Raw genomic sequence first — 11977 nt, 5'->3', positions numbered from 1 at the left:
CATGTCCCGAAATCGACACCGCATGTCCCGATTTCCGCAGGACATGTCCCGAAACATGCGCGTCGACAGCGCCGTGAACGACCGAAAGCGGGACATGCCGTGACGGATGCCACCGATCCCTCGCAGTACGTCCGGACCCGCGAGAAGGGCACCCGGGACGTCACCTATCCCGACGCCCCCGAGCCGCTCGCGGTCCCCGTCTACGACAACCACACCCACCTGGAGATCGAGGACGGCGTCGGACTGTCGCTCGACGAGCAGCTGGCGCGCGCGGCCGAGGTGGGCGTCGCCGGCGTCGTGCAGGCCGGCGGCGACATCGACTCCAGCCGGTGGTCGGCCTGGGCGGCCGCCTCCCATCCCCGCGTGCTCGCGGCGGTGGCGATCCACCCCAACGAGGCCCCCGCCTACGCGGCCGCCGGCGCGCTCGGCGACGCCATCGCGGTCATCGACGAGCTGGCCGCCCAGCCGCGCGTGCGGGCGATCGGCGAGACGGGGCTGGACTTCTTCCGGACCGACGCCGAGGGCCTTCCCGCGCAGCACGAGAGCTTCGAGGCGCACATCGCGCTCGCGAAGAAGCACGGCATCGCGATGCAGATCCACGATCGCGACGCGCACGAGGCCGTGCTGGAGACCCTCGAACGCGTCGGCGCCCCCGAGCGCACGGTGTTCCACTGCTTCTCGGGCGACGCCGAGATGGCGCGGATCGCCGCCGATCGCGGCTACTGGCTGAGCTTCGCGGGGAACGTCACGTTCAAGAACGCGCAGAACCTGCGCGACGCGCTCGCGGTCACGCCGCGGGAGCGCATCCTCGTCGAGACCGACGCGCCGTTCCTCACCCCGGCCCCCCACCGTGGCCGCCCGAACGCGCCCTACCTCATCCCGGTGACCGTGCGCTTCCTCGCCGCCGAGCTGGGCCTGGACGTCGACGAGCTGAGCGCGCAGCTGGCGGCCAACACCCTCGAGGTCTACGGCTCGTTCGACTGAGCGGGCGCGGGCGCGGTGCGCGTCAGCGCGTGGTCGCGCCGCTGATGAGCTCCCACGGCAGGTCGACGACCGCGGGTCCGTCGGCCGGGAGCGGGCCGCCGAGGGCGGTGAACATCGCCTCGGCCGCCAGCTCGGGGTGCACGCACGCGCGCGTGACGCCGAGGCGCTCGTTGAGGGCGCACTCGCCGCTTCCCGCCTCGGTGGTGCACAGCGCGACGAGCTGGACATCGCGGGGGATCACGAGCGAAGTGGCCTCGAGCTGCAGGTAGATCTCCGGACCGTCCTCGCAGAAGGCGAAGATCGCGTCCGCGCCGCGGTCGAGGAGGTCGCGCACCTCGCGTGCCAGGCGCCGGCGTCCGGCGTCGACGCGCGACACGAGCGGGGTGCGCCCGCGCACGGCGGTCCAGGCGAGATAGGCGCTCTCGCCGATCTGGTCGCGGGGCACCTCGCTCTCGTCGACCAGGAAGCCGATGCGCTCCGCGCCGGTCGCCTCGAGGTGGGCCAGGCCCGCGCGCACCGCCGCGTCGTAGCCGGTGCGCACGCTCAGTCCCGGGGCCCCGGCGATGTACAGGTCGGTCGCCACGACCGGGATGCCGCGGGCGGCCGCCTCGCGCAGGATGCCGCGGTCGTCGGCGGGGTCGGGGAAGTAGAGCACATCGATCTGCGCGCCCGGCAGGAGGTCGGGTCGGGAGTCGGGCAGGACCGTCACGGTGAAGCCGTGCTCGGCGGAGGAGCGCACCAGCGAGGCGAGCTGACGGGCGCGCTGGAGGGCGCGGCGTCCGTCGTCGAGCGAGCTGTCGGCCATCACGAAGCCGACCGACATCGTCCGGCCGCTGCGGAGGGCGGCGGCATGCTTGTTGGGCCGATAGCCGAGCTCGGCGGCGATCGCCTTGATCCGCTCCCGTGTCTCGGGACGCATGCTGCCGCGATCGTTGAGCGCCTGGCTCGTCGCCGCGGTGGAGACCCCCGCGCGCAGCGCGATGTCCTTCAGGGTCACTCCGCGCGGCTCGGTCACGAGTTCACCCGCACGTCGGGCGCATCGGAGCTGTCCGAGGCGACCGCGGAACCGGCCCGCGGCGGGAGGACCGTCTCGACCGCGTCGGCCCACTCCGTCCCGTGCCCGCCCGCCGCCAGCGAATGGCCGCGCGCGATGAGGCCGTGGAGGAGGACGCCGGAGAAGTGGCGGAGCGCGGCCTCGGTCTCGGCGCCGACGCCGCGGGCGATCTCCTCCTCCAGCACGCCCCGCACGTGCTCGCGCAGGGCGACGACGGCGGGGGAGACCCCGTGGACGCGGTGGGCGGCGGCATGGCGGGAAGCGGCGGCCTGCACGATCTCGCGCGCGTGGTCGATGGTCGCGCTCTCGTCGATCGGCGCATGCACGCGGATGGTCTCGAGGTCGAGGAGCTCGACGCCGGGGAGCGCCCGGACGCCCGGATCGACGTTGCGCGGCATGCCGAGGTCCACGATGACCTGCGGGGAGCGGATGCCGGCGCGTGCGACGGCGTGGTCGTCGGCGGTGAGTGCGAACTCGTGCGAGGTGGTGGTGCAGGTGACGACGACGTCGGCGGCCGCGGCCTCGGCGGCGTAGTCCTCGGCCGGCACCACCGTGAGGTGCTCGCGGTGCGCGAACTTCCTGCGTCCGGACCTCGAGTGCACGCGGATGTCGCGCGCCCCCACGTCGCGCAGCGCGGCGAGCGACGCGGCCGCGTAGCGGCCGGTGCCGACCAGGAGCACGCGCGCGTCCTCCCAGCCGTCGAGCCGGGAGCCGGCGAGCTCGACCGCGAGCCGGACGAGCGAGCGCCCCGATTCGCCGAGGCGCGTGCTGTTGCGGACGGCGCGAGAGGCCTCGGTGGCCCGCTGGAACAGCTGCTCGAGCGGCGCGGTGGTGAGACCGTCGCGGCGGGCCGCGTCGAGGGCGCGCCTCACCTGGCCGGCGATCTCGTCCTCGCCGACGGCGACCGAGTCCAGCCCCGCGGCGACCGAGAACAGGTGCTGGGCGACCCGGTGCCCCTGCGCGAAGTCGACGGTGTCCCGCACGGTGCGAAACGGCAGGTCGGCCAGTCCGGACAACTGCTCCATGGCGGCGTCCATCGCGGGCACGGGGGAGGCGTCGTCGAGGTCGAAGTAGGCCTCGAATCGGTTGCACGTGGAGAGCACGACCGCGCCGCGGATCTCGTCGTGGGCGTCCTTCAGCCGCACGGCGACCTCGTCGCCCATCCCCGCCAGGCGCTCCAGGGACTCGAGCGGGGTGGTGCGCTGATGCGCGGTGAGGCAGACGAGCACGTGGGGTTCCGATCGGGGCGGCGGGCCGAGGACGCTCGGCGAACAGGGTTAGTATAACGATTAACTCGATCGAGGAGCCGCATCATCCCTGCACCCGAAGCCCCTGACGCGGGGGTCGCCGTCTCCGGCGCCGCCTCGTCCCATCCGCTGACCGCTCACGACACCGCCTCGTCGCGTCTGCTGCGCGCGCTGCGCGGCGACCGCCCTGCGGTGACGCCGGTGTGGTTCATGCGCCAGGCCGGGCGCTCGCTGCCCGAGTACCGCGCGCTCCGCAGCCGCGGCACGATGATCGAGGCGTGCCTGGACCCGGCCCTCGCGAGCGAGATCACGATGCAGCCGGTGCGCCGCCACGGCGTGGACGCGGCCATCTTCTTCAGCGACATCGTCGTCCCGCTGGCCCTCATCGGCATCGACGTCGAGATCGCCGCGGGGCGCGGCCCGGTCTTCTCCCGGCCGCTGCGCACCGCCGCCGACATCGCCGCAGCCGTCGAGATCGACCCCGCCCTCGTGCGCGAACGCGGCGAGGCGATCGCGGACGCCGTGGGCCGCACGACCGCGATGCTCGCCGAGGAGTCCGAGGCGCGCGGCGAGCCGCTGCCGCTCATCGGGTTCGCAGGCGCCCCCTTCACGCTGGCGGCCTACCTCGTCGAGGGCGGACCGTCGAAGGATCACCTCGCCGCCCGGCGCCTCATCCACGACGACCCCTCGGCGTGGCGCGCCCTCACCGGCTGGCTCGCCGAGGTCACCGGCCAGTTCCTCGCGCTCCAGGTCTCGGCCGGGGCGAGCGCCGCGCAGCTGTTCGACTCCTGGGCCGGTGCGCTGGCCCCGGACGTCTACCGCGCGTCGGTGCTCCCCGCCTCGGCTGCCGCACTGCGGGCGGTGCGCGAGATTCCGCTCCCCGCGGTCGCCGAGGGCGCGGGCATCGACCGCATCCCGCTGATCCACTTCGGCGTGGGCACCGGAGAGCTGCTGGCCGACATGGCCTCGCTCGACATCGACGCGATCGGCGTGGACTACCGGGTGCCGCTGGACGAGGCCCGGCGCCGCGTCGGCCGCGATCTCACCGTGCAGGGCAACCTCGACCCGGCCCTCCTGTTCGCTCCCGAGCCGGTGCGCACGGCGGCGGTGCACCGCGTGCTCGAGGCAGGATCCGCGGCCCGCGCGCACGTGTTCAACCTCGGCCACGGCGTGCCGATGGACGCCGACCCCGACGCCATCGGCGACGTCGTGCGGGCGGTGCACGACTGGCGGATGCCGTGACCGTCGACCTCGTCGTCGTGGGCGCCGGCATCGGCGGCCTGGCGGTCGCGCACGACGCCGCGCGTGCGGGGCTCGATGTGGTGGTGCTCGAAGAGGGCGACCGCACCGGCGGCATGCTCCGCCGCGCCGACCTCGGCGGCGTCGCGATCGACATCGGCGCGGAATCCTTCGCCACGCGCACCACGGGCGTGGCCGACCTCATCGCCGACGCGGGTCTGGGCCTGCGCATCGTGGCGCCCACGGCCGGGGGAGCCCACCTCGCCGCCGTCGGCGACCACGGCGTGCTCCGCGCCCCGCTGCCGCGCCGGACGGTGCTCGGCATCCCCGCCGACCCTCTCGCCGACGACGTCGTGCGGATCCTCGGCGAGGCCGGCGCGCGCCGCGCCGCCGCGGAGGCGGCGATGCCGCCGGGCGGGCGGGAGCTCGCCGAGCCCTCCCTGGCCGACCTCGTCGCCGAGCGGTCCGGACCGGCGCTCCTGCACCGGCTCGTCGATCCGCTCTGCCGCAGCGTGTACTCGGTGCCGGCGGCCGAGGTCCGCCTCTCGCGGCTGCATCCGGCGCTGTGGCGCGCCTTCTGCGACCTCGGATCGCTCACCGCGGCGGCGGCCTCGCTCGCGGCCCCCGAGCGCGCCGGAGCGGCCGTCGGCGGCATCGAGGGCGGGATGTGGCGCCTGGCCGAGGAGCTGCATCGCGCCGCGACGGCACAGGGCGCCGACATCCGCACCGGGGCGCGCGTGCGGCAGATCGCGACGGAGCAGGGACGGGTGTCGGTCGCGGCCGGCGACGCCACGCTCCGCGCGCGGCGCGTGGTGCTCGCCACGGGAACCGCGGCCGCACGGAGCCTGCTCGCGACGCCGGCGGCGGCGCCGCCCGTCGTGCGGGTCGCGGCGGCCCTCGTCCGTGCACCGGCGCTCGATGACGCACCCGTCGGATCCGGCGTCATCGCGGCCGCCGATGTTCCTGGGCAGGCCAAGGCTCTCACCCACGTGACGTCGAAGTGGGAGTGGGTGGCCCAGGCCGTGCCGCCCGGACACCACATCGTGCGCTTCTCGGCCCGCGACGGGGCGTCGCGCCTCGGCACCGCCGCCGACGTCGTCCGCGAGCTCGACGTGCTCGCCGGCGTCGCGCTCGACCCGGCCGACGTCGTCGCCGTCGTCGAGCAGGCGTGGCCGGACGCCGTCGCCGCCCCGCCCGTCGATCCCGCCCGCCGCGCCGCCCTCGCCGCCGACGGCGTGCTGCTGGCGGGCGCCGCCGCCGCAGGCACGGGGCTGGCGTCCGTCGTGCCGCACGCCCGGGAGCTCGCGCGGGCCCTCGTCGCCGAACTGCGGGGGCCCTCGCCGATCGGACCCGGCACCCGGGCGGTGCCGGACCCCCTCGCGGCCGCCGCGACGCTCACCCCGAACACCCCACCGACCTCGAACGACCGGAGGACCGCATGACCGAGGAGAACCTCGTCGGCTACACCCTGTTCGCCGTGCTGACCGCGCCCCGCCCGCGCGCCGGCGCTCCCGACGCCGCGGCGATCGCCGCGCTCGACAGCGAGATCGCCGCGCTCGCCGATGCCGGAGTGACCCTGCGGGGGATCTACGACGTCACGGGCATGCGCGCCGACGCCGACCTCATGGTCTGGCTCCACGGCGACGACGCGGCAGCCCTCCAGAAGGCCCTGCGGGCCCTCCGGCGCACCGATGTCCTCGCCGGGTTCGGGTGCGAGTGGAGCGCCATGGGGGTGCACCGCGAGGCGGAGTTCAACAAGCGGCATGTGCCCGGATACCTCCGCGGCGAGGCGGCGCGGGAATGGCTGTGCCTGTACCCGTTCGTGCGCAGCTACGAGTGGTACCTGCTCCCCGAGGACGAGCGCGCCGCGATGCTGGCCGAGCACGGGAGGAAGGGGGCGCGCTTCACCGACGTGGTGGCCAACACCGTCTCGACCTTCGCGCTCAGCGACTACGAGTGGCTGCTGCCGCTGGAGAGCGACGAGCTGCTGAGCCTCGTCGACCTCATGCGCGACCTGCGGGCCACCGACGCCCGCCGCCACGTGCGCGAAGAGGTGCCCTTCTACACGGGTCGCCGCGTGGCGACCTCCGAGCTCGCGGAGGTGCTGGGCTGATGGCCGAGAACATCGGACGGTCCGTCCCGGAGGGCTTCCGGCCCAAGCCGCCGCGTGCGAGCTCCGCGCCCGCCCTCGGCGAGGGCTGCCGCGTCCCGGCGGCGACGCCCGCGACCTGCGCCGGCGACGCCCACGCGACCACGCCGGTCGCCTACGACGGCGTGCTGCTGCTCGGCTTCGGCGGCCCGGAGGGGCAGGACGACGTCATCCCCTTCCTGCGCAACGTCACCGCCGGCCGCGGGATCCCCGACGAGCGCCTCGAGGAGGTCGCGCACCACTACCGTCACTTCGGCGGCGTGTCGCCCATCAACGACCACAACAGGGAGCTGAAGGCGGCTCTCGACGCGGAGCTCGCCGCGCGCGGGCTGGACCTTCCCGTCTACTGGGGCAACCGGAACTGGATGCCCTACGTCGCCGACGCCCTCCAGGACGCCGCCGACGCGGGGCGCACCCGCCTGCTCGCGATCGCCACGAGCGCGTACTCGTCGTACTCCTCGTGCCGCCAGTACCGCGAGGACCTCGCCGACGCCGTCGAGGCGACGGGGCTCGCGGGCCGCGTCGAGATCGACAAGGTGCGTCAGTTCTTCGATCACCCCGGGTTCGTCGCACCGTTCGTCGACGGGATCCGCGCGGCGGTCGCCGAGCTGGCCGAGCGCGGGATCACCGACCTCGAGCGCGAGGTCGAGGTGCTGTTCTCGACCCATTCGATCCCCGACTCCGATGCGGACCGGTCGGGACCGCCCGAGCGGGAGTTCGGCCCCGGAGGCGCCTACGTCGCCCAGCACCTCGCCGTCGCCGAGCAGATCATGGCGCAGCTGGGGATCGGCAGCGCCTGGCAGCTCGTGTACCAGAGCCGCTCCGGCCCGCCGCAGGTGCCGTGGCTGGAGCCGGACATCAACGACGCGCTCCAGGAGCTTCCCGGTCGTGGCCGACGCGCGGTGCTGATCGTGCCGCTCGGCTTCGTGAGCGATCATATGGAGGTGCTGTGGGACCTCGACACCGAAGCGCTCGAGACGGCCGATGAGCTCGGTCTCGTCGCGCTGCGCACGGCGACGCCGGGCACCCACCCCGCCTATGTCGCGGGGCTGGTCGACCTCATGGAGGAGCGCCTGCGGGGCACCGCGCCGGACAAGCGGCCCCACGTGACCGATCTCGGTCCCTGGTACGACGTGTGCCGCCCGGGCTGCTGCGAGAACAAGCGGCTCGGATTCCAGCCGGCGCTCGCCGGGATCGCCCCGTGACGACGACCACGACTGCTCCCGCCCTCCGGCTGGGCACGCGCGCGAGCGCGCTGGCGACCACCCAGTCCGGGCACGTCGCCGACGCGCTGCGCGCCGCCACCGGCCGCGAGGTCGAGCTCGTCCCGATCACCACCGCCGGTGACGTGCTCACCGGCCCGCTCGCCCAGCTCGGCGGGACCGGCGTGTTCGTCGCCGCCCTCCGGGAGGCGCTCCTGCGCGGGGAGTGCGACCTCGTCGTGCACTCGATGAAGGACCTGCCCACGGGTGCCGTCCCGGGACTGGTAATCGCGGCCGTGCCTCCCCGGGAGGTCCAGCGCGACGTCCTGTGCGCGCGGGACGGGCGCACCCTGCAGACCCTCCCGCACGGGGCCGTCGTCGGCAGCGGGTCGCCCCGCCGCGTCGCGCAGCTGCTCCGGCATCGCCCCGACCTCGTCGTGCGCGGCATCCGCGGCAACGTCGACACGCGTCTGCGCAAGGTCCACGAGGGCGAGTACGACGCGACCGTGCTCGCCGAGGCGGGACTGTCACGACTCGGGCGCACCGACGAGATCACCGACACGTTCGACCTCGCCGCATGGCCGACCTCGGCGGGCCAGGGCGCGCTGGCCGTCGAGGTGCGCGCCGCCGACGCCGAGCTCGCCGCAGCCGTCGGCGTCATCGGCGACGGCTCCTCGACGCTGACCAGTCTCTGGGAGCGCGACGTGCTGCGCCGGCTCGAGGCGGGATGCGCGGCCCCGGTCGGGATCAGCGCCCTCGCCCTCGGGGACGCCGCCGATGCGGCGGCCGGTGGGATCGCCCTCGTGGCGGAGGTGTACGCGCTGGACGGCGCGCGGTCGGTGCGCGTGGCCCGGGAGGTGCCCGCCGCGACGCTCGCCGATGCCGCGGGGCGCGATGCGGCCGCCGCCGACGTGGTGGCCGAGCTCCTGGACGCCGGCGCGGGCGAGCTCGCCGACCTCACGGGGTCGGCGCGGTGACGGCGGGCGGTGCCGCGGGGAGCGGGGGACTTCGCGGTGCGTCCGTGCTCATCCCGCGCGGCGGCGCCTGGGGCGCGCGGGTGCGCGCAGACCTCGAGCGGCGCGGCGCGGAGGGGATCGTGGCGCCCGTCATCGCCTCGGCAGCCCCGCGCGACCTGACCGCGCGGGACCGCGCGTTCGCGGCACTGGCCGCCGGCGAGTACGCCTGGCTGTTCGTCACGAGCGCCGCCGCGGTCGAGCAGCTCGCCCGCCACGGTGTGACGGTGCCGGCGACCACGCAGATCGCCGCCGTGGGATCGGCTACCGCGCGCGCGGTAGCCGACGCCGGAAGCGAGGTGGCGTTCGTGCCGGCCGGGCAGTCGTCGGCGGCCGCACTGACGGCCCAGTGGTGCGCCGGCCGCGATCCGCGTGCGACGGGACGCTGTCTCGTGCTGCGCTCGGACCTCGCGACCTCCGTCGTCTCGGACGAGCTGGAGCTCCGCGGCTTCAGCGTCGACGTCTGCATCGGCTACCGGACGGTCGGGGTCGACCTCGCCCCCGAGGTCCGCGACCGGATCGGATCGGGGGAGGTCGACGTCATCCTCCTCACCTCGCTCAGCGTGGCGCGCGAGCTCCGGCGCCAGATCGGCATCCCGCCCGCCTCCACGCTCGTCGCGTCGATCGGCCCGGGGACGACGCGCGACGCCGCGAAGATCGGCTTCACCGTCGGGCACACCGCCCGCACCCAGAGCGTCGACGCCCTCGTCGCCGAGCTCGACGACTCCCGCATCCCTCTCGCTTCCGCACGAACGGAGACCACCCCATGACCGCGTTCCCCGAGCGGCGCCTGCGCCGCCTGCGCGCCACCCCTGCCCTGCGACGCCTCGTCGCCGAGCACGACCTGACGCCGCGCCGGCTCGTGCTCCCGGTGTTCGTGAAGGAGGGCATCGACGCGCCGCAGCCGATCGCGAGCATGCCCGGTGTCGCCCAGCACCCGCTGGACGGGCTGCCGGCGGTCGTCGAGGCGGCCGCGGCGGCGGGGCTGGGCGGCGTCATGCTGTTCGGCGTGCCCGAGCACCGCGACGCCGTCGGGTCGGGCGCGACGGCACCCGACGGCATCCTCAACCGCGCGATCGCCGTCGCCGCACGGGCCGCCGCAGGGCGCCTCACCGTGCAGGCCGACCTCTGCCTCGACGAGTTCACCGATCACGGCCACTGCGGCCTGCTCGCCGCCGACGGCTCTGTCGACAACGATGCGACGCTCGAGGTCTACGGCCGTATGGCCGTCGCCCAGGCCGCCGCAGGCGCCGACATCCTCGGGCTCTCGGGGATGATGGACGGCCAGGTGGCCGCGGTCCGCGCCGCCCTCGACGCGGCCGGACGCACGGATGTCGCGCTCCTCGCGTACGCCGCCAAGTACGCCTCGGCGTTCTACGGACCGTTCCGCGACGCCGTGGAGTCCACCCTCGACGGAGACCGCCGCACCTATCAGCTCGACGCCGCCAACGGCCGCGAGGGCGTGCAGGAGGCGCTGGTGGACGCCGACGAGGGCGCGGACATCGTGATGGTGAAGCCGGCCGGCCCCTACCTCGACGTCCTCGCACGCGTCGCCGAGGTCTCCCCGGTGCCGGTCTGGGCCTACCAGGTGTCGGGCGAGTACGCCCTGGTCGAGCACGCCGCCGCCGCGGGACTCATCGACCGCCACCGCGCCATCGCCGAGACGCTCATCGGCATCCGCCGCGCGGGCGCCGAGACCATCCTGACCTACTGGGCCATCGAGGTCGCGCAGCGTCTGCGCGGCGGGGAGGAGTCGGCGTGACCGGCAACGAGGAGCTGTTCGCGCGCGCGCAGCGCGTCATCCCGGGGGGCGTCGACTCGCCCGTCCGCGCGTACGGCTCGGTCGGCGGGACGCCGCGGTTCCTGACGTCGGCCGCCGGTGCGTACGTCACCGACGCCGACGGTCGGCGCTACGTCGACCTCGTCGCCAGCTGGGGCCCCGCCCTTCTCGGCCACGCGCACCCGGAGGTCGTGGAGGCGGTGGTGGCCGCCGCGCGCCGCGGACTGTCCTTCGGTGCGCCGACCCCGGCCGAGGCGGAGCTCGCCGAGCTGATCGCCACGCGCGTGCCCGGCGTCGAGAAGGTGCGTCTGGTCTCCACGGGGACCGAGGCCACCATGACCGCCATCCGCCTCGCGCGGGGCGCGACCGGGCGCGATCTCCTCGTGAAGTTCGCCGGCCACTACCACGGCCACTCCGACGGGCTCCTCGCCGCCGCCGGGTCGGGTCTTGCCACCTTCGCCCTCCCGGGCTCGGCCGGCGTGCCCGGGGCGGTCGCCGCGCAGACCCTCGTGGTGCCCTACAACGACCTCGGCGCGCTCGAGCAGGCGTTCGCGGCGCACCCCGGCCGCATCGCCGCCGTCATCACCGAGGCGGCCGCGGCCAACATGGGGGTCGTCCCCCCGGCGCCCGGCTTCACCGCGGCGCTGCGCGATCTGGCGCACCGCGAGGGCGCCCTGCTCATCAGCGACGAGGTGCTCACCGGCTTCCGTGCCGCGGCGGGCGGATACGCCCAGGTCCTGCGCGACGCGGGCGAGCCGGTGGCCGCCGACCTGGTGACGTTCGGCAAGGTGATCGGGGGCGGCCTGCCCGTGGCCGCGGTCGCCGGCCGCGCCGATCTCATGGATCTGCTCGCCCCCCTGGGGCCCGTCTACCAGGCCGGCACGCTCAGCGGGAATCCCGTGGCGGTGGCGGCGGGACTGGCGACGCTGCGCCTGGCCGACGACGCGGTGTACGCGGCGCTGGCCTCGGCCGCCGACACGCTCTCGGGCGCGGTGGCCGACGCGCTCTCGGCCGCCGGCGTGCCGCACGTGGTCCAGCGCGCCGGGACCCTGTTCAGCGTGTTCTTCGGCGCGACGATCGAGGCGGGCGTGCCCGATTACGCGACGGCGCAGCGCCAGGACGCCGCCGCGTACGCGCGGTTCTTCCACGCCATGCTCGATGCCGGCGTGAGCCTGCCGCCCTCCGCGTTCGAGGCGTGGTTCGTGACCGCGGCCCATGACGAGGACGTGCTCTCGCGCGTGATCGACGCGCTGCCCGGCGCCGCACGCGCCGCCGCCGCTGCGGCCTGAGCCCGCTGTCACCGGCGAGC

At 75.3% G+C, this 11977-nt stretch carries 11 protein-coding genes; 9 read left to right on the top strand and 2 right to left on the bottom strand.

The genetic code is table 11. The features are described 5' to 3' along the window. The first annotated feature begins 99 nt into the window (after positions 1–99). Complete coding sequence (locus tag QQZ13_RS03225) at positions 100–984, top strand: TatD family hydrolase (protein ID WP_284527669.1); 885 nt, start codon at positions 100–102, stop codon at positions 982–984. A gap of 22 nt (positions 985–1006) precedes the next feature. Here QQZ13_RS03225 and QQZ13_RS03220 read toward each other — a convergent pair whose 3' ends face one another. Next, positions 1007–1999: a LacI family DNA-binding transcriptional regulator gene (locus QQZ13_RS03220; RefSeq protein ID WP_284527668.1), complete on the bottom strand. Its 993-nt coding sequence runs from the start codon at positions 1997–1999 to the stop codon at positions 1007–1009. Further along, positions 1996–3267, bottom strand: a complete 1272-nt coding sequence (locus tag QQZ13_RS03215) for a glutamyl-tRNA reductase (RefSeq protein ID WP_284527667.1) — start codon at positions 3265–3267, stop codon at positions 1996–1998. Before QQZ13_RS03215 ends, QQZ13_RS03220 begins: the two co-directional genes overlap by 4 nt. 177 nt (positions 3268–3444) lie before the next feature. Between QQZ13_RS03215 and hemE the strand changes: the two genes are divergently transcribed. The 8 genes from hemE to hemL are packed head-to-tail and all read left to right on the top strand — an operon-like array spanning position 3445 to position 11957. Beyond that, positions 3445–4527, top strand: a complete 1083-nt coding sequence (gene hemE / locus QQZ13_RS03210; RefSeq protein WP_342395258.1) for a uroporphyrinogen decarboxylase — start codon at positions 3445–3447, stop codon at positions 4525–4527. Then, entirely contained in the window at positions 4524–5966 is a 1443-nt protein-coding gene (locus tag QQZ13_RS03205) for an NAD(P)/FAD-dependent oxidoreductase (protein ID WP_284527666.1), read from the top strand. The genes hemE and QQZ13_RS03205 overlap by 4 nt, the downstream gene beginning before the upstream one ends. Further along, a complete protein-coding gene (gene hemQ, locus QQZ13_RS03200) occupies positions 5963–6637 on the top strand; it encodes a hydrogen peroxide-dependent heme synthase (protein WP_284527665.1) in 675 nt (224 codons plus the stop codon). Before QQZ13_RS03205 ends, hemQ begins: the two co-directional genes overlap by 4 nt. Beyond that, positions 6634–7878 (top strand): ferrochelatase, encoded by a 1245-nt coding sequence (locus tag QQZ13_RS03195; RefSeq protein ID WP_284528027.1) that lies wholly within the window; start codon positions 6634–6636, stop codon positions 7876–7878. Before hemQ ends, QQZ13_RS03195 begins: the two co-directional genes overlap by 4 nt. Further along, complete coding sequence (gene hemC / locus QQZ13_RS03190) at positions 7875–8852, top strand: hydroxymethylbilane synthase (protein WP_284527664.1); 978 nt, start codon at positions 7875–7877, stop codon at positions 8850–8852. Before QQZ13_RS03195 ends, hemC begins: the two co-directional genes overlap by 4 nt. Positions 8853–8896: 44 nt before the next feature. Continuing rightward, positions 8897–9658, top strand: coding sequence for a uroporphyrinogen-III synthase (locus QQZ13_RS03185; RefSeq protein WP_284527663.1), 762 nt, complete (start codon positions 8897–8899; stop codon positions 9656–9658). Continuing rightward, entirely contained in the window at positions 9655–10650 is a 996-nt protein-coding gene (gene hemB / locus QQZ13_RS03180) for a porphobilinogen synthase (protein ID WP_284527662.1), read from the top strand. The genes QQZ13_RS03185 and hemB overlap by 4 nt, the downstream gene beginning before the upstream one ends. Next, positions 10647–11957 (top strand): glutamate-1-semialdehyde 2,1-aminomutase, encoded by a 1311-nt coding sequence (hemL, locus tag QQZ13_RS03175; RefSeq protein ID WP_284527661.1) that lies wholly within the window; start codon positions 10647–10649, stop codon positions 11955–11957. The genes hemB and hemL overlap by 4 nt, the downstream gene beginning before the upstream one ends. Positions 11958–11977: the final 20 nt, after the last annotated feature.

Source organism: Microbacterium sp. T2.11-28 (assembly GCF_950097975.1).
Classification (GTDB): Bacteria; Actinomycetota; Actinomycetes; order Actinomycetales; family Microbacteriaceae; genus Microbacterium.
This window is presented reverse-complemented; position numbering and strand designations above follow the sequence as displayed.